Source organism: Enterobacter sp. WPR_3_1 (assembly GCF_003635055.1).
Taxonomy (GTDB): domain Bacteria; phylum Pseudomonadota; class Gammaproteobacteria; order Enterobacterales; family Enterobacteriaceae; genus Enterobacter; species Enterobacter ludwigii.
Map to the genome: position 1 here is coordinate 20,101 of NZ_RBXU01000003.1, position 21,911 is coordinate 42,011.

The 21,911-nt window shown below is 55.1% G+C and carries 17 protein-coding genes and 4 tRNA genes; 16 read left to right on the plus strand and 5 right to left on the minus strand.

Features of this window, described 5'->3' with window-relative positions; all coding sequences use genetic code 11:
• Nucleotides 1-29: 29 nt before the first annotated feature.
• From wecA to BJ887_RS01150, 15 genes are all read left to right on the plus strand, one after another.
• Complete coding sequence (gene wecA, locus BJ887_RS01080) at nucleotides 30-1,133, plus strand: UDP-N-acetylglucosamine--undecaprenyl-phosphate N-acetylglucosaminephosphotransferase (protein ID WP_014172155.1); 1,104 nt, start codon at nucleotides 30-32, stop codon at nucleotides 1,131-1,133.
• 13 nt (nucleotides 1,134-1,146) lie between these two features.
• Nucleotides 1,147-2,193 (plus strand): ECA polysaccharide chain length modulation protein, encoded by a 1,047-nt coding sequence (wzzE, locus tag BJ887_RS01085; protein ID WP_020882894.1) that lies wholly within the window; start codon nucleotides 1,147-1,149, stop codon nucleotides 2,191-2,193.
• A 56-nt stretch (nucleotides 2,194-2,249) separates the two neighbouring features.
• The gene (gene wecB, locus BJ887_RS01090; protein ID WP_014172153.1) at nucleotides 2,250-3,380 is read left to right on the plus strand and encodes a non-hydrolyzing UDP-N-acetylglucosamine 2-epimerase; all 1,131 of its coding nucleotides are present in this window, start codon (nucleotides 2,250-2,252) and stop codon (nucleotides 3,378-3,380) included.
• Entirely contained in the window at nucleotides 3,377-4,639 is a 1,263-nt protein-coding gene (gene wecC / locus BJ887_RS01095; RefSeq protein WP_121339084.1) for a UDP-N-acetyl-D-mannosamine dehydrogenase, read from the plus strand. The genes wecB and wecC overlap by 4 nt, the downstream gene beginning before the upstream one ends.
• Nucleotides 4,636-5,313: a dTDP-4-amino-4,6-dideoxy-D-galactose acyltransferase gene (rffC, locus tag BJ887_RS01100; protein ID WP_044867830.1), complete on the plus strand. Its 678-nt coding sequence runs from the start codon at nucleotides 4,636-4,638 to the stop codon at nucleotides 5,311-5,313. Before wecC ends, rffC begins: the two co-directional genes overlap by 4 nt.
• 4 nt (nucleotides 5,314-5,317) lie before the next feature.
• The gene (gene rffA, locus BJ887_RS01105; protein ID WP_020882890.1) at nucleotides 5,318-6,448 is read left to right on the plus strand and encodes a dTDP-4-amino-4,6-dideoxygalactose transaminase; all 1,131 of its coding nucleotides are present in this window, start codon (nucleotides 5,318-5,320) and stop codon (nucleotides 6,446-6,448) included.
• A gap of 1 nt (nucleotide 6,449) precedes the next feature.
• Nucleotides 6,450-7,700, plus strand: a complete 1,251-nt coding sequence (gene wzxE, locus BJ887_RS01110; protein WP_014172149.1) for a lipid III flippase WzxE — start codon at nucleotides 6,450-6,452, stop codon at nucleotides 7,698-7,700.
• The gene (locus BJ887_RS01115; RefSeq protein WP_121339086.1) at nucleotides 7,697-8,776 is read left to right on the plus strand and encodes a TDP-N-acetylfucosamine:lipid II N-acetylfucosaminyltransferase; all 1,080 of its coding nucleotides are present in this window, start codon (nucleotides 7,697-7,699) and stop codon (nucleotides 8,774-8,776) included. Before wzxE ends, BJ887_RS01115 begins: the two co-directional genes overlap by 4 nt.
• Nucleotides 8,773-10,125 carry an ECA oligosaccharide polymerase gene (gene wzyE / locus BJ887_RS01120; RefSeq protein ID WP_020882888.1) on the plus strand — a complete coding sequence of 451 codons (1,353 nt, stop codon included), beginning with the start codon at nucleotides 8,773-8,775 and terminating at the stop codon, nucleotides 10,123-10,125. Before BJ887_RS01115 ends, wzyE begins: the two co-directional genes overlap by 4 nt.
• Before the next feature lie 12 nt (nucleotides 10,126-10,137).
• Nucleotides 10,138-10,878, plus strand: a complete 741-nt coding sequence (gene wecG / locus BJ887_RS01125) for a lipopolysaccharide N-acetylmannosaminouronosyltransferase (protein ID WP_047356050.1) — start codon at nucleotides 10,138-10,140, stop codon at nucleotides 10,876-10,878.
• Between the two features lie 197 nt (nucleotides 10,879-11,075).
• Nucleotides 11,076-12,461, plus strand: coding sequence for an amino acid permease (locus BJ887_RS01130; RefSeq protein ID WP_014172144.1), 1,386 nt, complete (start codon nucleotides 11,076-11,078; stop codon nucleotides 12,459-12,461).
• 102 nt (nucleotides 12,462-12,563) lie between these two features.
• Nucleotides 12,564-12,640: transfer RNA gene (locus tag BJ887_RS01135), tRNA-Arg, on the plus strand.
• A 67-nt stretch (nucleotides 12,641-12,707) separates the two neighbouring features.
• Nucleotides 12,708-12,783, plus strand: a tRNA-His gene (locus BJ887_RS01140).
• 21 nt (nucleotides 12,784-12,804) lie between these two features.
• Nucleotides 12,805-12,891 (plus strand) — tRNA-Leu (locus BJ887_RS01145).
• A 44-nt stretch (nucleotides 12,892-12,935) separates the two neighbouring features.
• A tRNA-Pro gene (locus tag BJ887_RS01150) sits at nucleotides 12,936-13,012 on the plus strand.
• A 506-nt stretch (nucleotides 13,013-13,518) separates the two neighbouring features.
• On the opposite strand, the gene BJ887_RS01160 is transcribed toward BJ887_RS01150, so the two are convergent.
• The 5 genes from BJ887_RS01160 to hemC all read right to left on the minus strand — a co-directional run bounded on the left by BJ887_RS01160 (nucleotide 13,519) and on the right by hemC (nucleotide 18,996).
• Nucleotides 13,519-14,730 (minus strand): MFS transporter, encoded by a 1,212-nt coding sequence (locus tag BJ887_RS01160; RefSeq protein ID WP_121339088.1) that lies wholly within the window; start codon nucleotides 14,728-14,730, stop codon nucleotides 13,519-13,521.
• 170 nt (nucleotides 14,731-14,900) lie between these two features.
• Nucleotides 14,901-16,100: a protoheme IX biogenesis protein HemY gene (hemY, locus tag BJ887_RS01165; protein ID WP_032679218.1), complete on the minus strand. Its 1,200-nt coding sequence runs from the start codon at nucleotides 16,098-16,100 to the stop codon at nucleotides 14,901-14,903.
• Nucleotides 16,101-16,102: 2 nt separating this feature from the next.
• Nucleotides 16,103-17,296 (minus strand): uroporphyrinogen-III C-methyltransferase, encoded by a 1,194-nt coding sequence (gene hemX / locus BJ887_RS01170; protein WP_121339089.1) that lies wholly within the window; start codon nucleotides 17,294-17,296, stop codon nucleotides 16,103-16,105.
• A gap of 21 nt (nucleotides 17,297-17,317) precedes the next feature.
• On the minus strand, nucleotides 17,318-18,058 hold the full coding sequence (gene hemD, locus BJ887_RS01175) for a uroporphyrinogen-III synthase (protein WP_121339090.1): 741 nt from the start codon (nucleotides 18,056-18,058) through the stop codon (nucleotides 17,318-17,320).
• A complete protein-coding gene (hemC, locus tag BJ887_RS01180; protein ID WP_032669623.1) occupies nucleotides 18,055-18,996 on the minus strand; it encodes a hydroxymethylbilane synthase in 942 nt (313 codons plus the stop codon). The genes hemD and hemC overlap by 4 nt, the downstream gene beginning before the upstream one ends.
• A gap of 346 nt (nucleotides 18,997-19,342) precedes the next feature.
• On the opposite strand from hemC, the gene cyaA reads away from it, so the two are divergent.
• The gene (gene cyaA / locus BJ887_RS01190) at nucleotides 19,343-21,886 is read left to right on the plus strand and encodes a class I adenylate cyclase (RefSeq protein WP_014172138.1); all 2,544 of its coding nucleotides are present in this window, start codon (nucleotides 19,343-19,345) and stop codon (nucleotides 21,884-21,886) included.
• Nucleotides 21,887-21,911 lie beyond the last annotated feature (25 nt).

Genomic DNA, 21,911 nt, shown 5'->3' on the forward strand with positions numbered 1-21,911 from the left:
GGACTAACTTTTGTTGAGAGCAATCCATTGTGAATCTACTCACCGCCGTTACTGAGCTAATCAGTATTTTTTTATTCACAACCTGTTTTTTGTTCATCGCGCGTAAGGTGGCCAAAAGAATAGGGTTGGTGGATAAGCCTAATTTTCGTAAACGTCATCAGGGACTTATTCCTCTGGTTGGAGGGATTTCTGTTTACGCTGGTATCTGTTTCACGTTTGGTATTGCGGATTATTATATTCCACACGCCGCCCTCTACCTTGCCTGCGCCGGTGTCCTGGTGTTAGTCGGGGCGCTGGATGATCGGTTCGATATCGCGGTAAAAATTCGCGCCACCGTCCAGGCCGCCATTGGCGTGATCATGATGGTCGTTGGTGGGCTATACCTGAGAAGCCTCGGTTATGTGTTCGGACCCTGGGAGTTAGTACTGGGGCCCTTTGGCTTCTTCCTGACACTGTTTGCCGTCTGGGCGGCGATAAATGCTTTCAACATGGTGGATGGTATTGACGGCCTGCTCGGTGGATTGTCGTCGGTTTCGTTTGCCGCAATCGGCATCATTTTATGGTTCGATGGTCAGTACAGCCTGTCGATGTGGTGTTTTGCCATGATTGCCGCCATTCTGCCTTATATCCTCTTAAATCTCGGTGCGCTCGGTCGTCGCTATAAAGTGTTTATGGGTGATGCGGGCAGTACGCTGATCGGCTTTACCGTTATCTGGATTTTGCTGGAGACCACACAGGGTAAAACTCACCCGATTAGCCCGGTAACAGCGCTGTGGATTATTGCCATTCCGCTAATGGATATGGTGGCGATTATGTATCGTCGTCTGCGTAAAGGAATGAGTCCTTTCTCTCCCGATCGCCAGCATATTCACCATCTCATTATGCGTGCCGGTTTTACTTCACGTCAGGCGTTTGTGCTGATTACCCTGGCTGCCGCTATTCTGGCCGCAATTGGGGTGGCTGCGGAATATGCTCATTTCATCCCTGAATGGGTCATGTTGGTATTATTCTTGCTAGCGTTTTTCCTGTACGGCTACTGCATTAAGCGCGCATGGAAAGTGGCGCGGTTTATTAAACGTCTTAAACGCAGGATGCGTCGCAACAGTGGCAACAATACAACATTAACTAAGTAAAACCGGGACTATGATGACTCAACCGTTGGCGGGAGCGAAATCAGTGGTAACTGAGAATGAGCTGGATATTCGGGGTTTGTTTCGCGTGTTGTGGGCAGGCAAACTTTGGATTGCGGGGATCGCGCTGGGGTTTGCATTGTTAGCGCTGGCCTACACCTTCTTTGCAAAACAAGAGTGGAGCGCTACGGCAATCACTGATAAACCAACGGTTAATATGCTCGGGGGGTTCTATTCCCAGCAGCAGTTCCTGCGTAACCTGGATATCAAAGCCAATCTGGCCACCCCAGATCAGGCTTCCGTCATGGATGAGGCCTATAAAGAGTTTGTGATGCAGCTGGCTTCCTGGGATACGCGCCGTGATTTCTGGAGCCAGACGGATTATTACAAGCAACGGATGGTGGGCAACAGTAAAGCCGATGCCGCGCTGCTGGATGACATGATTAACAACATTCAGTTTATGCCGGGAGATGCGCTACGTAACGTCAACGACAGCGTCAAGCTGATTGCCGAAACCGCGCCGGATGCCAATAACCTGTTGCGCCAGTACGTTGCCTTTGCCAGCCAGCGTGCGGCAAGCCACCTTAATGAAGAGCTGAAAGGTGCCTGGGCTGCCCGTACTATCCAGATGAAAGCGCAGGTTAAACGTCAGGAAGAGGTGGCTAAAGCCATCTTCGCCCGCCGTGTACACAATATTGAGCAGGCGCTAAAAATTGCCGAACAGCACAATATTTCCCGCACCGAGACGGACGTGCCGGCAGATGAACTGCCTGATTCAGAAATGTTCCTTCTCGGGCGCCCAATGCTGCAGGCTCGACTGGAAAACCTCCAGGCCGTTGGCCCTGATTTTGACCTCGACTACGATCAAAACCGCGCGATGCTGAACACCCTGAATGTCGGTCCAACAATGGACCCGCGTTTTCAGACCTATCGTTATTTGCGAACGCCTGAAGAACCTGTAAAACGCGATAGTCCGCGCCGCGCATTCCTGATGATCATGTGGGGGATTGTGGGTGCACTGACTGGCGCAGGCGTGGCGTTAACGCGTCGTCGCACTAACTAAGAACGCCGTCTACGATGAAGGCTGCGGCCTTCATCGTTTAATCGAAGAGAATCGATGTGAAAGTACTTACCGTATTTGGCACCAGGCCGGAGGCCATTAAGATGGCACCTCTGGTTCATGCGCTGGCCAGTGATCCTGATATTGAAGCGAAAGTGTGCGTCACTGCCCAACACCGTGAGATGCTCGATCAGGTCTTAACTCTCTTTTCTATCGTCCCGGATTACGATCTCAATATTATGAAGCCGGGGCAGGGGTTAACGGAGATAACCTGCCGTATTCTGCAAGAGCTCAAGCCGATTCTGGAGTCCTTCAAGCCTGATGTGGTTCTGGTGCATGGCGATACCACCACCACGGTGGCAACCAGCCTGGCTGCGTTTTACCAGCGAATTCCTGTCGGCCACGTTGAGGCGGGTCTGCGTACCGGCAACCTTTACTCGCCGTGGCCCGAAGAGGCCAACCGCACACTCACCGGCCATCTGGCGATGTACCATTTTGCGCCCACCGAAAATTCACGACAGAACCTGCTGCGTGAAAATATTGCCGACAACAAAATCTTTGTCACCGGGAATACGGTGATTGATGCCCTGATTTGGGTTCGTGACCGCGTGCTGTCAAACAACGATCTTCAGAAAGAACTCGCCGCACGCTACCCCTTCCTGAACAATGGCAAAAAAACCATTCTGGTCACCGGCCACCGTCGCGAGAGCTTTGGACGCGGTTTTGAGCAAATCTGTCATGCCCTGGCGGAAATCGCCGCGCAGAATCAGGATGTGCAGATTGTCTACCCGGTACACCTTAATCCTAACGTCAGCGAGCCGGTCAATCGTATCCTTGGGCATATAGAAAACGTCCTGCTGATTGAACCGCAGGACTACTTGCCGTTTGTCTGGCTGATGAACCACGCCTGGCTGATCCTGACCGATTCCGGTGGTATTCAGGAAGAGGCGCCGTCTCTCGGCAAGCCTGTGCTGGTCATGCGTGAAACGACTGAACGCCCGGAAGCGGTGAAAGCGGGCACGGTACGTCTGGTCGGCACCAATGCACAGCTGATCGTCGAAGAGGTGACGCGCCTGCTGCACGACGACGAAGAGTATCAGGCGATGAGCCGGGCCCATAACCCGTATGGCGATGGGCAGGCTTGTGGCCGTATTTTGCATGCACTTAAACACAATCGGGTATCGCTATGAGTTTTACTACCATCTCTGTCATTGGTCTTGGCTACATTGGCTTGCCCACCGCGGCAGCGTTTGCCTCCCGTCAAAAACAGGTTGTGGGCGTGGATATCAACGCGCGTGCGGTGGAAACCATTAACCGTGGCGAAATTCATATCGTGGAGCCCGATCTCGACCGCGTGGTGAAAGAGGCGGTTGATGGCGGATTCCTGCGTGCCAGCACGACGCCGGTCGAGGCGGATGCATATCTTATTGCGGTGCCAACCCCCTTTAAAGGCGACCATGAGCCCGACATGGCTTACGTCGAAGCGGCGGCAAAATCGATTGCACCGGTCCTGAAAAAAGGGGCTCTGGTGATCCTGGAATCCACTTCGCCCGTCGGTGCTACCGAACAGATGGCGCAGTGGCTGGCGCAAGCCCGACCTGACTTACGCTTCCCGCAGCAGGTGGGCGAGCAAGCTGATATCAATATTGCTTACTGTCCTGAGCGCGTGCTGCCAGGTCAGGTGATGGTAGAGCTGATTAAAAACGATCGCGTGATCGGCGGCATGACGCCAGTCTGTTCTGCACGCGCCAGCGCGCTTTACAAGATTTTCCTTGAAGGCGAATGTGTGGTGACCAACTCCCGCACCGCCGAAATGTGCAAGCTCACGGAAAATAGTTTCCGGGACGTGAATATCGCCTTCGCGAATGAACTGTCGCTGATTTGCGCCGATCAGGGGATTAACGTCTGGGAGTTGATTAGCCTGGCGAATCGCCATCCGCGCGTGAATATCCTCCAGCCTGGCCCGGGCGTGGGCGGTCACTGTATCGCCGTCGACCCGTGGTTTATTGTGGCGCAAAACCCGGCGCAGGCCCGCCTGATCCGCACCGCGCGTGAAGTGAATGACAGCAAGCCACACTGGGTGCTCAGTCAGGTGAAAGCCACCGTAGCGGACTGTCTGGCTGAGAGCGGCAAACGCGCCAGTGAGCTGAAAATTGCCTGCTTTGGTCTGGCATTCAAACCGAATATTGACGACTTACGCGAAAGCCCGGCGATGGAGATTGCAGAGATGATCGCTGGCTGGCACACCGGCGAAACGCTGGTGGTTGAACCCAATATTCATGAACTGCCGGCAAAACTGGCGGGCCACTGTACGTTGACCGCGCTGGATGAGGCGCTGGCGACGGCGGATGTGCTGGTGCTGCTGGTGGATCATAAAGAATTTAAAGCGACGTCCGGTGATGCCGTACGCCAACAGTACGTGGTTGATACGAAAGGTGTCTGGCGTTGAGCCACCTGAAGGGGGTTCTCGAGTCCCTTGAGTGGGAGAGTGCCTTTTTTGGTCTGCCATCAGCCATCGTGCGCCTGCGCGACGATGCGCCGGTTCTGACTGACGCCGATTTCACCGCCTGGCCGCGGGTGCAGGCCAGGATCCCCGCAGACCGTGCCGACCTGCTCGATGCGCTCCAGCAACAAGGTTTTCAGCTGGTTGAAGGCGAGGTTGATCTGTCCATTACGCTCGTCCGTCATGATTCGCCCGGTGCGGAAGTGGCAACGGAGCAGGATATCCCCGCGCTGCGTCAGATGGCGGCGCAGGCGTTTGCCCGGAGCCGTTTTCGCGCACCGTGGTATGCACCGGACGACAGTGGGCGTTTCTACGCCCAGTGGGTAGAGAACGCGGTAAAAGGCACCTTTGACCATGTATGCCTGGTGTTTCGCACTGCAGACGGCCAGATTGAGGGATTTGTCTCGCTTCGTAAGCTCAACGCGAACGAGGGGCGTATTGGTTTATTAGCCGGGCGCGGCATGGGCGAAAAACTCATGCAGGCGGCGCTTCACTGGGCGCAGCAGCAACAGCTTTTGACTCTGCGGGTGGCAACCCAGATGGGCAACACCGCCGCGCTTAAACGTTATATCGCGAGTGGTGCCAACATCGACGCCACCGCTTACTGGTTATACAGGTGACAAGATGATTCCATTTAACGCACCACCCGTCGTGGGCACTGAACTCGACTATATGCAGTCTGCTATGGGCAGCGGCAAACTCTGTGGTGACGGTGGTTTTACCCGTCGCTGCCAGCAGTGGATGGAGCAGCGGTTTCACAGTGCTAAAGTCCTGCTGACCCCGTCCTGTACCGCATCGCTGGAAATGGCGGCGTTGCTGCTGGATATCCAGCCGGGCGATGAAGTGATCATGCCGAGCTATACCTTCGTTTCTACGGCGAATGCCTTTGTCCTGCGTGGTGCGAAAATCGTCTTTGTGGATATTCGCCCGGATACCATGAACATTGATGAGACGCTGATTGAAGCGGCAATCACGGACAAAACGCGCGCGATTGTGCCGGTTCACTACGCGGGTGTGGCGTGTGAGATGGACACCATCATGGCGATCGCCAAAAAACATGACCTGTTCGTGGTTGAAGATGCCGCTCAGGGCGTGATGTCGACCTATAAAGGTCGAGCGCTGGGAACGATCGGCCATATCGGCTGCTTTAGCTTCCACGAAACCAAAAACTATACCGCCGGTGGCGAAGGTGGTGCGACGCTGATTAACGACCGTGCGCTGGTCGAGCGCGCGGAAGTGATCCGTGAAAAAGGCACCAACCGCAGCCAGTTCTTCCGGGGACAGGTAGACAAATATACCTGGCGCGATATTGGCTCAAGCTATCTGATGGCCGATCTGCAGGCGGCATACCTGTGGGCGCAGCTGGAGGCAGCGGACCGCATTAATCTTCAGCGCCTGTCCCTGTGGCAAACTTATTACGACGCGCTGCAACCGCTGGCACAAGCCGGGCGAATTGAGCTGCCGACCCTTCCGGCTGATTGCGTCCATAATGCCCATATGTTCTATATCAAACTGCGCGATAACGACGATCGCAGCAAGTTGATTGCCTGGCTAAAAGAAGCCGAAATTCTGGCGGTGTTCCACTATATCCCGCTGCACTCCAGCCCGGCAGGAGAGGCATTTGGGGTCTTCGCGGGTGAAGATCGCTACACCACGAAAGAAAGTGAGCGTTTGCTTCGTTTGCCACTGTTCTACAACCTCGCGCCTGTTAACCAGCGTACGGTGATTAACACCCTTCTGAGTTATTTCGGCTGATATGTCTCTGGCAAAAGCATCGGTGTGGACCGCCGCGTCCACACTTGTCAAAATTGGCGCCGGGCTACTGGTCGTCAAGCTGCTGGCCGTCTCATTCGGCCCTTCAGGCGTCGGGCTGGCGGGGAATTTCCGTCAGCTTGTGACCGTCCTTGGGGTACTGGCCGGCGCAGGGATTTTCAACGGCGTCACGAAATACGTTGCGCAGTACCATGATGATGCGGCCCAGCTTCGCCGTGTTGTCGGTACATCCTCGGCGATGGTCACCGGCTTTTCGACCCTGATGGCGGTTATTTTCCTGCTGGCAGCGGCACCCATAAGCCAGGGGTTATTTGGTCACACCCATTATCAGGGGCTGGTTCGTCTGGTCGCGCTGGTTCAGCTGGGCATTGCCTGGGCTAACCTGTTGTTGGCGCTGATGAAAGGCTTTCGTGATGCGGCCGGGAACGCACTGGCGTTAATCCTCGGCAGCGTCATCGGCGTGATTGCCTACTATTTTTGCTATCGGCTGGGCGGCTATGAAGGCGCGTTGCTGGGGCTGGCGCTGGTACCGGCATTAGTGGTCGTTCCGGCGGCGTTCATGCTAATGCGTCGGGGCACCATTCCGTTGAGTTACCTGAAACCTCAATGGGATAAGGTGCTGGCAAGCCAGCTGGGAAAATTTACCCTGATGGCGCTCATCACCTCCGTCACGCTCCCCGTCGCCTATGTGATGATGCGAAACCTGCTGGCGGCGCATTACAGCTGGGACGAAGTTGGGATTTGGCAAGGGGTGAGCAGTATTTCCGATGCCTACCTCCAATTTATAACGGCTTCCTTTAGCGTCTATTTGCTGCCAACCTTATCGCGCCTGACCTCCAGGCAGGATATCACGCGCGAAATTTCCCGCTCACTGCGGTTTGTCCTTCCCGCCGTTGCGGCAGCCAGTTTAACCGTATGGCTATTGCGCGATGTCGCCATCTGGCTGCTCTTCTCCGCGAAGTTTACCGCCATGCGCGATCTGTTTGCCTGGCAACTGGTGGGCGATGTACTGAAAGTGGGGGCTTACGTTTTTGGTTATCTGGTGATTGCGAAAGCCTCGCTACGGTTGTATATCCTGGCGGAAATCAGCCAGTTTGCATTACTGACCGCATTCTCACACTGGTTGATCCCGGCACACGGTGCGCTGGGGGCGGCTCAGGCCTATATGGCAACCTATATCGTTTATTTCGCTGCCTGTTGCGGCGTATTTTTACTTTGGCGTAAACGCGCATGACTGCACTGATTCACATACTGGGATCGGATATCCCACACCATAACCAGACCGTGTTACGGTTCTTCAATGATGAACTGGCATCGGGGGATCCCGACGCTCGTGAGTTTATGGTTGCCGGTCAGGATAATGGCCTGAGCGTGGCGTGTCCGGCGCTGACTCTCTCTTTCTGGCCGGACAAGGCTGCGCTGGCGAAGGCGGTTGTTGCCAAAGCCAAAGCGGATCGTGAGCAACGTTTCTTTTTCCATGGGCAGTTTAATACCGGCCTGTGGCTGGCGCTCCTGAGCGGGGGGATCAAACCTTCGCAGTGCAGCTGGCATATCTGGGGAGCCGATCTTTACGAAGTCTCCAGCGGCTGGAAATTCCGTCTTTTCTACCCGTTGCGGCGCATGGCGCAGGGGCGTGTGGGATGCGTTTTCGCGACCCGTGGCGATCTCAATTATTTTGCTAAACGCCACCCTGACGTACGCGGTGAGCTACTCTATTTCCCGACCCGAATGAACCCGGCGCTGAACAACATGGCGAATGATACGCCGCGCGAGGGTAAACTGACGATTCTGGTGGGTAATTCAGGCGATCGCAGCAATGAACATCTTGCCGCGCTCAGGGCGGTACATCAGCAGTTTGGCGACACCGTCAACGTGATTGTGCCGATGGGGTATCCGGCCAACAACGATGCCTATATCGATGAGGTCCGCCAGCAGGCACTCGCGTTATTTAGCGCCGCGAATGTGCACATTCTCCACGATAAGCTGGAATTTGATGAGTATCTTGCGCTGCTGCGTCGGTGCGATCTGGGCTATTTCATCTTTGCCCGTCAGCAAGGAATTGGCACGCTGTGTCTGCTGATTCAGGCGGGTGTGCCCTGCGTACTCAATCGCGAAAACCCGTTCTGGCAGGACATGGCGGAGCAGCATCTGCCGGTGCTGTTTACTTCCGATGTGCTTAACGAAGAGGTGGTCCGCGAAGCGCAGAGACAACTGGCGCTGGTGGACAAAAGTGCCATCGACTTCTTTAGCCCGAACTACCTCACGCCGTGGCACCGCGCGCTGCGTATCGCTGCAGGAGACAAAGCATGAGCCAGTTGCAATTCAGCGGCTTACTGATCGTTTGGCTTCTGAGCACTTTATTCATCGCCACGCTCACCTGGTTCGAGTTTCGCCGGGTGCGTTTTAACTTTAACGTCTTCTTCTCGTTACTGTTTCTTCTGACCTTCTTTTTCGGATTCCCGCTGACCAGCATTCTGGTCTTCCGGTTTGACGTGAGCGTTGCCCCGCCCGAGATCCTGCTTCAGGCGATCCTGGCTGCGACCTGCTTCTACGCCGTCTACTACGCCACCTATAAAACGCGCCTGCGTTCAGCGCAATCCACCGCGCCGCGCCGGGCGCTCTTCACCATGAACCGGGTGGAGACGCACCTGACGTGGGTGATGCTGATGACGATCGCGCTGGTAAGCGTGGGTATCTTCTTCATGCATAATGGTTTTCTGCTGTTCAAGCTCCAGTCCTACAGCCAGATTTTTTCTGCCGAAGTGTCGGGCGTGGCGCTTAAGCGCTTCTTCTACTTCTTCATTCCGGCGATGCTGGTGATCTTTTTCCTGCGTCAGGACAGCAAAGCCTGGCTGTTTTTCCTGGTGAGTACCGTTGCCTTCGGTTTCCTGACCTACATGATTGTGGGAGGGACGCGTGCAAATATCATCATCGCTTTCGCAATCTTCCTGTTTATCGGCATCATCCGCGGGTGGATCTCTTTATGGATGCTGGTGGCTGCTGGGGTGTTTGGCATTGTTGGTATGTTCTGGCTTGCCCTGAAGCGCTACGGGCTCAACGTAGCCGGTGACGAGGCGTTTTACACATTCCTCTATCTCACGCGCGACACCTTCTCGCCGTGGGAAAACCTGGCGTTGTTGCTGCAAAACTACGACAAAATCGATTTCCAGGGTCTTGCGCCTATTGTGCGCGACTTTTATGTCTTTATCCCAACCTGGCTGTGGCCAGACCGTCCCGGCGTCGTACTCAACACGGCAAACTATTTTACCTGGGAAGTGCTGAACAACCACTCAGGTCTTGCGATCTCACCTACGTTGATTGGCTCGCTGGTGGTGATGGGGGGAAGCTGGTTTATCCTGCCGGGGGCGGTGGTGGTGGGGCTGATCATCAAGTGGTTTGACTGGCTCTACGTGCGCGGCAACGAAGAAACAAACCGCTATAAGGCGGCTATTTTGCACAGTTTCTGCTTTGGTGCCATTTTCAATATGATCGTTCTGGCGCGAGAAGGGCTGGATTCATTCGTGTCGCGCGTGGTTTTCTTCATGGTCGTTTTTGGCATCTGCCTGTTACTGGCCAAACTGTTGTACTGGCTGTTTGACAGTGCAGGGCTTGTGCATAAGCGCGAGCCGCAGGGCAGCACAACGCTGTCGCAAGTGTGAGTAGGGAAAGTCATGACGGATAAAACTTCTGCACCGCGCTATACGCTGCGCGGTCTGCAGCTTATTGGCTGGCGCGATATGCAACACGCGCTGGATTTTCTGTTCGCTGGTGGTCAGATGAAATCTGGTACGCTGGTCGCCATTAATGCGGAAAAGATGCTGGCGGTGGAAGACAACGCCGAAGTGAGAGGCCTGATAGAAGCGGCTGAATTTAAATATGCCGACGGTATCAGCGTGGTGCGTTCAATCCGCAAAAAGTATCCAGGCGCTAATGTATCTCGCGTGGCAGGGGCCGATCTCTGGGAGCAACTAATGGCACGCGCAGGGGCGGAAGGCACGCCAGTATTCCTGATTGGCGGTAAGCCGGAGGTACTGGCGCAGACCGAAGCGAAATTGCGCAGTCAATGGAATGTTAACATCGTGGGCAGCCAGGATGGCTACTTCAAACCAGAGGCCCGGCAGGCGCTGTTTGAACGCGTTCGCGACAGTGGAGCGAAAATCATCACCGTGGCGATGGGCTCCCCACGCCAGGAGATCCTGATGCGTGACTGCCGTCAGGTGTGTCCGGATGCCCTTTATATGGGCGTCGGCGGAACGTATGACGTCTTTACCGGCCATGTTAAGCGTGCGCCCAAAGTCTGGCAAAACCTGGGGCTGGAGTGGCTGTATCGCCTGCTATCTCAGCCGACGCGGATTACACGACAGATCCGTCTGCTTCGCTACCTTACCTGGCACTACACCGGGAAAATGTAATCAAAATGTAGCGCGATATGCTGTTCGCGCTGCAACTCTCCTGCAAAACTGCTGCGAATCTGTGCAATGCATTCATTTTTTTTATGCATCGTTTGCCATTTGCCGCATTTTAAGAAACCATTCGCCCCGTATTTTAGTACCCCTAAAAAACAATACCCGGCCTGAAGTCGGGAAACAGCAAACACAATCGAGGATCTATGGCAGAGAAAAAACCGGAGCTACAGCGTGGGCTGGAGGCTCGTCATATTGAACTGATAGCGCTGGGCGGCACTATCGGCGTGGGCCTGTTTATGGGCTCCGCAAGCACGCTCAAATGGGCAGGACCTTCGGTCTTGCTGGCTTATATCATTGCGGGATTGTTCGTTTTCTTCATCATGCGTTCGATGGGCGAAATGCTCTTCATGGAGCCCGTCACGGGTTCCTTCGCCGTTTACGCGCACCGATATATGAGCCCGTTCTTTGGCTACCTGACGGCATGGTCATACTGGTTTATGTGGATGGCGGTTGGCATCTCTGAAATCACGGCGATAGGGGTCTATGTACAGTTCTGGTTCCCGGACATGGTCCAGTGGATACCGGCGCTGATTGCCGTGGGGCTGGTGGCACTGGCAAACCTTGCTGCGGTTCGTCTTTATGGTGAAATCGAATTCTGGTTTGCGATGATCAAAGTCACCACTATCATCGTGATGATTGTGGTCGGGCTGGGCGTTATCTTCTTCGGCTTTGGCAACGGCGGGCACGCCATTGGCTTTGGTAACCTGACCGAAAACGGCGGCTTCTTTGCGGGCGGCTGGAAGGGCTTCCTGACGGCACTGTGTATCGTTGTGGCCTCTTATCAGGGGGTCGAGCTTATCGGTATTACCGCGGGTGAAGCGAAAAACCCGCAGGTTACGCTGCGCAGCGCCGTAGGCAAGGTGCTGTGGCGTATCCTGATTTTCTATGTGGGGGCGATCTTCGTTATCGTAACCATCTTCCCGTGGAATGAAATTGGCACGACCGGTAGCCCGTTTGTCTTGACCTTCGCGAAGATTGGCATCACGGCGGCAGCAGGCATCATTAATTTTGTGGTTCTGACGGCGGCGTTGTCAGGCTGCAACAGCGGGATGTACAGCTGCGGACGTATGCTCTACGCGCTGTCCAGAAACAACCAGCTGCCAGCGGCAATGGCGAAAGTTTCGCGTGCGGGCGTACCGGTTGCGGGTGTGGCGGTGTCGATTGTGATCCTGCTGATTGGCTCCTGCCTGAACTACATCATCCCGAATCCGCAGCGCGTGTTCGTTTATGTCTACAGCGCCAGCGTGCTGCCAGGTATGGTGCCCTGGTTTGTTATCCTGATTAGCCAGCTGCGTTTCCGTCAGGCACATAAAAAGGCCATCGCCAGCCATCCGTTCCGTTCCATTCTGTTCCCGTACGCCAACTATTTGACGATGGCGTTCCTGGTTTGCGTATTAATCGGAATGTACTTTAATGAAGATACGCGCATGTCGCTGTTTGTCGGGATGATCTTCCTGGCGGCGGTGACCGCGGCGTATAAGCTTTTTGGTCTGGGCCGCCGCGCTACCTCGCAGAAAGTGGAGGAATAAGCGGCAAAATGTGCAAACCATAACCAAACGCGCATTTTTTTCAAAAAAGCACTAGACAGCGGGGTCGGAGGTACGTAATATCCAGCCCCGCAACGGCGCTAAGCGCCCGTAGCTCAGCTGGATAGAGCGCTGCCCTCCGGAGGCAGAGGTCTCAGGTTCGAATCCTGTCGGGCGCGCCATTTTAGTCCCGGCGCTAGAGCTGCGGTGGTCTGAGAAGTAGTCAGTACCGCGTGAAAGAATACAGTGGTGGCTATAGCTCAGTTGGTAGAGCCCTGGATTGTGATTCCAGTTGTCGTGGGTTCGAATCCCATTAGCCACCCCATTATTGAAAGAGTTGTGAATTGCGAAGGTGGCGGAATTGGTAGACGCGCTAGCTTCAGGTGTTAGTGTTCTTACGGACGTGGGGGTTCAAGTCCCCCCCCTCGCACCACGACTTTTTAATGAATTGAACTAAAAATTCAAAAAGCAGTACATCGGCGAGTAGCGCAGCTTGGTAGCGCAACTGGTTTGGGACCAGTGGGTCGGAGGTTCGAATCCTCTCTCGCCGACCAATTTTGAACCCCGCTTCGGCGGGGTTTTTTGTTTTCTGCGCCTTTCCCCCTCTGTAGTGATTCCACGACAACAGCCGGCTTCATTGTCGCGATTCAGCGACACATAACACACTGAAAGTAAAAGATATAATAATTTGGCGGCATTCGTGTCTCCTCCAGACGACATTTCGTCGTGTTTATCAGCAGGTTGTAGGGTCTAAGATACCGCTCAACAACATAATTTCCTTTTATCTTAAAATGTTGCGCGATGTAAAAGTTCTGCGTGTTAAGTTGGCACGTTACGTGCAATAATATACGTGTAGATGCTCATTCCATCTCTTATGTTCGCCTTAGTGCCTCATAAACTCAGGAATGACGCAGAGCCATTTACGGTGCTTATCGTCCACTGACAGATGTCGCTTCGGCCTCATCAGACACCATGGGCATAACGTTGAGTGAAGCACCAAATATGTTGTCTTACAGACCTGTTTTAACGCCTGCTTTTATAGCAGGCGTTTTTTTATGCCTTATTCCCGGTAAACGTACATGATCAGGGCGACCAGAATCAGAGCGGCTGACGAAACGCTGTAAAGCGCCTGTATGGAGCCAAACCCTGCCGCCGCCATCGCGGCAATACCGGTGAAAAGCGAGGCACTGAGCGTTTGCCAGCGCCAGGCTTTACTGCTGGCCGAAGCCATGTGCGTGGTTTGAAAACTGCTGAGTACGGCAAATGTGCCAGCCGCAAAGAGAACATTTGAGGCCAGGTGTGCGACAAAAATCATCCCCAGCGCGCATGCCATCCACCCGGACAACAGCGGGAGCATCCCAAACGCAGCAAGGAAGATGCCGAGACACAGTAAAATCCGTGGCGTGCGTGCTGCAAAACGCGTCAGGCTGTCTCTTTTTAGCAGCAGGGGACCGCAAAGTTGTCCCATGCTTCTTGCAAAAAGCAGTGGCAAAGCAAGGCTGGCCGCATCCTGAGGATGGATCTGCTGTGCCATTGCCGGAAGAAGTGCCATGGCCGGTGAACCGACGGCGGCCAGCGCAGGCAAAATCAGCAAACTGCGTTTCTGCCGGATGGTCAACATCTGCCAGCGTAAAGCCGCAGGCGCTTTCTCTTCAGTGGGGACTGCCAGCGTGGGCGCGAAATATACACGACCCACCAGCCAGAGCATGAACAGCGATCCGAGAAAACTGATGGCATCAATGGCCAGCAAGGCGAGGATGGCGATCTTCTGGAAAAGTACCATTCCCAGCCCGGTGCCTAACAAAACCTGAGCGGCAAAAATCACATTCTCGAGGCAGGTTGCGGCAGGCAGTTCTGCTTCTCTGAGTCCGCGTTTAAAGAGCAGCGTCAGGGCAGGCCAGCTCATTCCGCTAAGCAGTGCTTCGGTGGACTGCACGGCCAGTAACGCAGGGATACTGTGATAGTGCACGCCGAGCAGGGGAAAGAGCAGGGCCAGTAAGCCAAGCCCCTCGGTGAGTATCAACAGGGATATCGGAGAATAGCGCGCACACAGCTTTTCACTGATGAGGCTGCCGACAAAGCCAGGTAGCGTGGCGAAAAGAAAGGCGAGGGTAAGCAGCGCGGGCGGGGCGGACCATGCTAACAGTAAGCCGAAGACCACCACCTGGGTTACGCCATTTCCCAGTGATGTAAAGATAAAGGCACAGGTCAGCAGGCGCAGCCAGCGGTGGCAGCGCAGCGCTTCAATAAGCGCGTACAAAAGGGAGTTCATGACGATTTCCTTTCAAAAACGATTCAGTCCACGCGGCACTCGTCGCGTGTATGGAAAAAAGTTAATGAAAAGACGTCGTTACATTGGCGGGTTCGTTTTCAGATGACGTGGTAAAGAATGTAGCAGGCGAAGGGGAATAAAAAAAGGAGGCCGTCTGGCCTCCTTGTTGTTTATTGCTGGATGCCATTATTTTGCAGCGTTAATAACAGCCCATCGCGGCGCATGGCGGCAGCCTCTTCCGGCTTGTGCTGCTTGTCCAGCGAATCGGCAAGCCACGCGTAGTCAAACGCGTCCGGGCGCTGTTTCAGCGCTGCACGGAAGGCGAGACTCGCTTCCTGCCATTCACCGTGCTTCATCAGCGACTGGCCCAGCGTACTCCACAGCAGTGGACGGTCGCCGACGGCTTTAATCTGCTGACGCAGCATTTTTTCAATTTGCTCAGGGTTATTGGTTTTCAGACGCGGGATCACCATAACCAGGCGATCGTCATACTGTCGCTTCAGTCCGTCGAGGAGGATCTCCTGCGCCGTGTCATGATCGTCACATTCAATCAGATGTTCTGCCATCGCAACCTGCAACGGAACCTGCTGACGCGTTTTCCGGCTCTGATTCTTCCACCAGGTTTTCAGGCCATCGCTGCCGAGATCGGCACGCGCCTGATCCATCAGGCCAATCCATGCCAGACGCTGAAGTTCATCACGATGCTCATCATCACCGACGTCGGCTTTGGCCATCGACGGAATGATATCCAGCAGTGAACCCCAGGCACCGGTGCGAATATAGGCCTGCTCGGCAAGACGCAGCACTTCCGGGTGGCGTGGCGAGACTTCCAGCAGACGGTCGATACCGTGACGTGCGGCGTGGTTTTCGTTGCGGGCCAGCTGCAGTCGAACGCGGGTGATCTCAACGGGAATCGGGTCTTTCGGAGATAGTTCTGACGCGCGTTCCAGATGCTGGTTGGCGCGGGCTTCGTCACCCCGCTGTTGCGCTGCCTCGGCGGCCAGCAGATAGTTCACCACCGGCTGTTCGGCATGGTCAGCATTTTTCGACATCAGCTTTTCAACCTGCTGATAGTCACCCTCGGCCAGCTTAAGCAGTGCCTGCTCAGTCTGCTTACGGGCGCGGCGGCGTTTACGGCCAACGAACCAGCCACGCGTATGCGCACCGGTACGGAAAATTCGGCGCAGGATCCACTCTACTGCAAGGAGCACCACCACACCGAGGATCAGGATGATCACCAGACCCGTTACGCTGGTTTCAATGTTGTAGTTATCGGTCTGGATCAGGACGTAACCCTGATGACCGGCAAGCATCGGCCCCAGGACGATCCCGGCGATCAGCAGGATGAAGAGTAAGAGTACTTTAAGCATCATTACTCTCCTCGTGGCGCGCTTTCAGGCGCTGGCGCGGCGGCAGGGGCCTGGGCGTGAGGTTCTGCCGGAACGCCCGGCTGCGCCAGCAGGTTGCGCACGCGCGTCTGCATCAGTTTCTCCAGAATCGGCTGGCTTTCCAGCTTGTCCGGCACGTTCATGGTGATGTTCTGCTGGCTCAGTTTATCAATGTCATCGAGGAAAGCCGTGGTCGTGGCATCATCGGTATTGTAGTAAGCACGTACCCATGTCGAGACGTTATCAAGCGCCTGTTTGTAGGTTTCTTCCTGATGACGCGGTACGGCTTGGGCCGCCACCAGCAGGCGGGAGCGAATGTTTTCGCGCAGATAAATGTCCTGATTCGGCGCTAACAGCGGAACGGCGGTTTCGTCACGGCGGCGGATAGTAATGAAGCTATCCATAAAGTTCTGCCAGCTTTTTTGCAGGTTCACGCGCCATTCGCTCAGGGAGCTGGAAAGCTCGGTGCCGTCAGAATCCATCGGGGAGTCATCGTCGTTGTTATCCGCCAGCTGCAGGTTATCAATCTGGTTTGAAAGCTGATTGACCTTCAGGATGATGCCATCGTAGTCCACCTGCGAAACGGCAGAGAGGCTGGCGATATCTTCGGTAATGGCACGACGCGCGGTAATGAGGCTCGGATCGTTCATGTCTGCCAGGCTCGCATCAGCGCTTTTCAGCAGCGCGGCGGCGGTGGTGACGTCCTGATCGCTCCAGAGCTTACGTCCGGCCAGCTTCACCAGGAAATCGGCCTGCGAGAGCAGCCAGGTTTTGGCATCGGTACCGGAAATCGTGGCGACTTTCTGCTGCACGTCGTCCAGCTGTTTGGTCAGCTCTTCCTGTTTGCTGTTCGCCTCAGCGAGCGCCGCGGACTGCTGTTTAATCACCGTTTCCAGTTCAGTTTTCTGCGTCTCCTGCGCTTTTTGCAGGGCGGTAAGCTGATTGACCAGCGTGTCGTTGGTCGCCGTCTGGCTGGAGCCTTGCTGTTTCACCAGGCCATAGAGGCCAACGCCTGCGGCCAGCGCAATGGCGATGGCTATCGCGCTCAGCGCGAGGCTGGTTTTATTGCTGCCGTTCTTCTTCTCAACGGTTTTCTCAGTCGTTTCTGACTGCGGCGTGATGTCCACAGTCTCCCTGGTCTCTTCAACCACGGCGGAGGATTTATCGTGTTCCGTCATTATGGCTTCCCATTATGAGAGTTATTGTAATGCGCGCAGCAGCGCATCGTTGTCAGCGTTATCAGCGATCCGAATATCTTGCCAGCCCAGTTCCCGGGCCTGGTTCGCCAGACGCTCACTGACGACCAGAAGCCGGCAGTGGAGTAACCAGTTTTCACGATACCAAAGGGGCACCAGCGACCAGAGCTGCTGCAGCATTTCACCGCTGGTCACCACCAGGGTCGTAATGCCGCGCATATGCCAGCGCATCGCCTCTTCCGCACCATCGTAATGTTTTGCACAACGCTGATAGCATTCGCAGAACGTGACCTTAGCCCCGCGTTCCCGCAGCGTTTCACCCAACAGTTCGCGCCCGCCGTTACCGCGTAAAATGAGTGCACGCTTTCCGGCAATAGTTTGTAATTCAGGTAATTGTAGCAAGACTTCGCTGATTTCCCGATCTAACGGGTAACGAACGTCTGTTCCGCTTACGGTATGCAACGCCAGTGCCGTTGTACGACCAATCGCAAAATAGTGAGGGGCGGTTGGCCAGTTAAGCCCCTGCTGTTGCAGCTGCGCCTGGGCAAATTCCACCGCATGTTGCGACAGCGCAAACAGCAAGTCGCCCTGCTGGAGGGTATTCATATGGTCGGCAAGCGCGGACAGCTCCCGACCGGGGGAGAATTCAATGAGCGGAAAACTCCAGGCCACCTGCCCCAGTGCGCGCAGACGGCTCACTAACTGCTCTCCTGCGGGAGAAGGGCGGGTGACAAGAATACTCATGCAGGGGGTTCTCCATTATAAACCTCAGCCAGGATCTCACGGGCGCCGTTATCCAGCAGCTCTTCTGCCAGCGACACGCCAAGCTGTTCGGCATCTTGCGCTTTACCACGACGTTCGCCGCGGACCATCTGTGAACCATCCGGTGCGCCAACCAGCGCTCGCAGCCACAGTTCACCGTTAATTAATTCAGCATAGCTGCCAATCGGCACCTGACACCCTCCTTCGAGGCGGGTGTTCATGGCGCGCTCGGCGTTAACGCGGATGGCTGTCTCGTCATGGTTCAGCGGGGCAAGCAGCGCGCGGGTACGCTCATCATCCAGACGGCATTCAATGCCGACGGCCCCCTGACCCACAGCCGGCAGCGACAGCTCAGGCGGCAACGCGACGCGAATGCGCGACGTCAGCCCCAGGCGCTTCAGACCCGCAACCGCGAGGATAATGGCATCGTAATCGCCGTTATCCAGCTTGCTCAGACGCGTACCAACGTTACCGCGCAGCGAACGAATGATCAGGTCCGGACGACGTTCTGCCAGCTGACACTGACGACGTAAACTGGACGTGCCAACCACGCTGCCTTCTGGCAACGCATCGAGCGAATCATAGTGATTGGAGACAAACGCATCGCGCGGATCTTCACGCTCGCAAATGGTCACCAGCCCCAGCCCTTCCGGGAACTCGACGGGCACATCTTTCATCGAATGTACGGCGATATCGGCGCGGTTCTCAAGCAATGCCAGTTCCAGTTCTTTGACAAACAGGCCCTTGCCGCCCACTTTAGCCAGTGGCGTATCAAGGATCACGTCACCGCGCGTGACCATCGGCACCAGCTCGACGCACAATCCACTGTGGCAGGCTTCAAGGCGCTGCTTAACATAATGTGCCTGCCAGAGCGCAAGAGGGCTTTGGCGTGTGGCAATTCTCAAAACATTGTCTAACATGCTTGTTACCGTCATTATCAATCGCTAACCATCCTAACATTGTTGACTCTGGGATGGCAGTTTTACGGTGATGAAGAAGAGAGGGACAGGGCGGGGTTCTCGTCAGCCACAGCCGTATTAAGGAATTTACACGTACAGAACGGTGCTACACTGTATGTAGCGCATCTTTCTTTACGGTCAACCGGCAAGGTGTTAAATTGATCACGTTTTAGACCATTTTTTCGTCGGTACCACCATAATGATAAGGGCGAAAAAAGGTAACGGTTCTCTTTTTGTAATACTGCGGGTCCGCTGTTATTTCTGTTTTGAATAGCGTGCGACACCCGGAAACATCAGGCGATACGTCTTGTACCTCTATATTGAGACTCTGAAACAGAGACTGGATGCCATAAACCAACTGCGTGTCGATCGCGCGCTTGCTGCTATGGGCCCTGCTTTCCAGCAGGTATACAGTCTTCTGCCGACATTATTGCACTATCACCATCCGCTGATGCCTGGCTACCTTGACGGTAACGTTCCCAGAGGCATCTGTCTTTTCACGCCTGATGAAACCCAACAACACTACCTGACCGAACTTGAACTCTACCGTGGCATGCCGCCGCAGGAATCACCGAAAGGTGAACTGCCGATTACAGGCGTTTACACCATGGGCAGCACCTCCTCGGTTGGGCAAAGCTGTTCTTCGGACCTGGACATCTGGGTCTGTCATCAGTCCTGGCTCGATAACGACGAGCGTCAGCTGCTGCAGCGAAAGTGCAGCCTGCTGGAAAGCTGGGCCGCGTCGCTTGGCGTAGAAGTCAGTTTCTTCCTGATTGATGAAAACCGTTTCCGTCATAACGAAAGTGGCAGTCTGGGTGGTGAAGACTGCGGCTCAACCCAGCACATCTTACTGCTGGACGAGTTTTACCGTACTGCCGTACGCCTGGCCGGTAAGCGTATTCTGTGGAATATGGTGCCGTGCGACGAAGAAGAGCATTACGACGATTACGTAATGTCGTTGTACTCCCAGGGAGTGCTGACACCAAATGAATGGCTGGATCTGGGTGGCCTCAGTTCGCTTTCCGCCGAAGAGTACTTTGGCGCGAGCCTCTGGCAGCTCTATAAAAGCATTGATTCGCCGTATAAGGCCGTGCTGAAAACCCTGCTGCTGGAAGCCTATTCCTGGGAATACCCCACGCCGCGTTTGCTGGCGAAAGATATCAAGCAGCGTCTGCACGACGGAGAAATTGTCTCCTACGGGCTGGATGCTTACTGCATGATGCTTGAACGCGTCACCGAATATCTGAAAGCCATTGATGACACCACGCGTCTCGATCTGGTGCGTCGATGTTTCTATCTCAAAGTCTGTGAAAAACTCAGCCGCGAACGCGCATGCGTGGGCTGGCGTCGTGAAGTGGTCAGTCAGTTGGTTAAAGAGTGGGGATGGGACGAAGAACGTCTGTCGATGCTTGATAACCGCGCCAACTGGAAAATCGATCAGGTGCGTGAAGCGCACAACGAACTGCTCGACGCCATGATGCAAAGCTACCGCAACCTTATCCGCTTTGCGCGTCGTAACAATCTCAGCGTTTCCGCCAGCCCGCAGGATATCGGGGTGTTGACGCGTAAACTGTACGCGGCGTTTGAAGCATTGCCGGGTAAAGTCACGCTGGTTAACCCGCAGATTTCACCGGACCTGTCAGAACCGAACCTGACCTTTATCTATGTGCCGCCGGGCCGCGCAAACCGCACCGGGTGGTACCTGTACAACCGTGCGCCAAGCATGGACTCGATCATCAGCCATCAGCCGCTGGAATATAACCGCTACCTGAACAAGCTGGTGGCCTGGGCCTGGTTCAACGGCCTGCTGACCTCGCGTACCCGGCTGTTTATCAAAGGCAACGAGGTTGTCGATTTAGCCAAACTGCAGGAGATGGTGGCGGATGTCTCTCACCACTTCCCGCTGCGTCTGCCGGCGCCGACGCCAAAAGCGCTTTACAGCCCGTGTGAAATTCGCCATCTGGCGATTATCGTCAACCTGGAATATGACCCGACGGCGGCCTTCCGCAATCAGGTGGTCCATTTTGATTTCCGCAAGCTGGATGTCTTTAGCTTTGGCGAGCAGCAAAACTGCCTGGTGGGCAGCGTAGACCTGCTGTACCGCAACTCGTGGAACGAAGTGCGTACTCTGCACTTCAATGGCGAGCAGGCGATGATCGAAGCGCTGAAAACGATTCTTGGCAAGATGCACCAGGACGCTGCGCCGCCGGACAGCGTTGAGGTGTTCTGCTATAGCCAGCATCTGCGCGGTCTGATCCGTACCCGCGTGCAGCAGCTGGTTTCAGAGTGCATCGAACTGCGCCTCTCCAGTACCCGTCAGGAAACCGGTCGCTTTAAAGCGCTGCGCGTCTCCGGACAGACCTGGGGCCTGTTCTTCGAGCGCCTGAATGTTTCAGTACAGAAGCTGGAAAACGCCATCGAGTTCTACGGCGCCATTTCGCACAACAAGCTGCATGGCCTGTCAGTGCAGGTGGAAACCAACCACGTGAAACTGCCACAGGTCGTGGATGGCTTTGCGAGCGAAGGGATTATTCAGTTCTTCTTTGAAGAGTCGGGTGACGACGCCGGTTTCAACATCTACATCCTGGATGAGACGAACCGCGCTGAGGTTTATCACCACTGTGAAGGCAGTAAAGAGGAACTGGTGCGCGACGTCAGCCGCTTCTATTCGTCCTCACATGACCGCTTTACCTACGGCTCCAGCTTCATCAACTTTAACCTGCCACAGTTCTACCAGATTGTGAATGTAGACGGACGTTCGCAGGTGATTCCGTTCCGTACGCAGGCCGTTACGCCAGCGGTTCCCGCCAGCCAGGACACTACCCCGCTGTTGCAGCAGTATTTCTCCTGACAGTTTTTGCCCGGTATGCAGCGCA

What these genes read in the sequence shown, in the direction of transcription:
- hemX (WP_121339089.1), bottom strand. Translation starts at nt 17,296, where the DNA reads ATGACGGAACACGATAAATCCTCCGCCGTGGTTGAAGAGACCAGGGAG.
- wzzE (WP_020882894.1), top strand. Translation starts at nt 1,147, where the DNA reads ATGACTCAACCGTTGGCGGGAGCGAAATCAGTGGTAACTGAGAATGAG.
- wecG (WP_047356050.1), top strand. Translation starts at nt 10,138, where the DNA reads ATGACGGATAAAACTTCTGCACCGCGCTATACGCTGCGCGGTCTGCAG.
- hemC (WP_032669623.1), bottom strand. Translation starts at nt 18,996, where the DNA reads ATGTTAGACAATGTTTTGAGAATTGCCACACGCCAAAGCCCTCTTGCG.
- BJ887_RS01115 (WP_121339086.1), top strand. Translation starts at nt 7,697, where the DNA reads ATGACTGCACTGATTCACATACTGGGATCGGATATCCCACACCATAAC.
- hemD (WP_121339090.1), bottom strand. Translation starts at nt 18,058, where the DNA reads ATGAGTATTCTTGTCACCCGCCCTTCTCCCGCAGGAGAGCAGTTAGTG.
- wecC (WP_121339084.1), top strand. Translation starts at nt 3,377, where the DNA reads ATGAGTTTTACTACCATCTCTGTCATTGGTCTTGGCTACATTGGCTTG.
- wzyE (WP_020882888.1), top strand. Translation starts at nt 8,773, where the DNA reads ATGAGCCAGTTGCAATTCAGCGGCTTACTGATCGTTTGGCTTCTGAGC.
- BJ887_RS01130 (WP_014172144.1), top strand. Translation starts at nt 11,076, where the DNA reads ATGGCAGAGAAAAAACCGGAGCTACAGCGTGGGCTGGAGGCTCGTCAT.
- BJ887_RS01160 (WP_121339088.1), bottom strand. Translation starts at nt 14,730, where the DNA reads ATGAACTCCCTTTTGTACGCGCTTATTGAAGCGCTGCGCTGCCACCGC.
- rffA (WP_020882890.1), top strand. Translation starts at nt 5,318, where the DNA reads ATGATTCCATTTAACGCACCACCCGTCGTGGGCACTGAACTCGACTAT.
- hemY (WP_032679218.1), bottom strand. Translation starts at nt 16,100, where the DNA reads ATGCTTAAAGTACTCTTACTCTTCATCCTGCTGATCGCCGGGATCGTC.
- wzxE (WP_014172149.1), top strand. Translation starts at nt 6,450, where the DNA reads ATGTCTCTGGCAAAAGCATCGGTGTGGACCGCCGCGTCCACACTTGTC.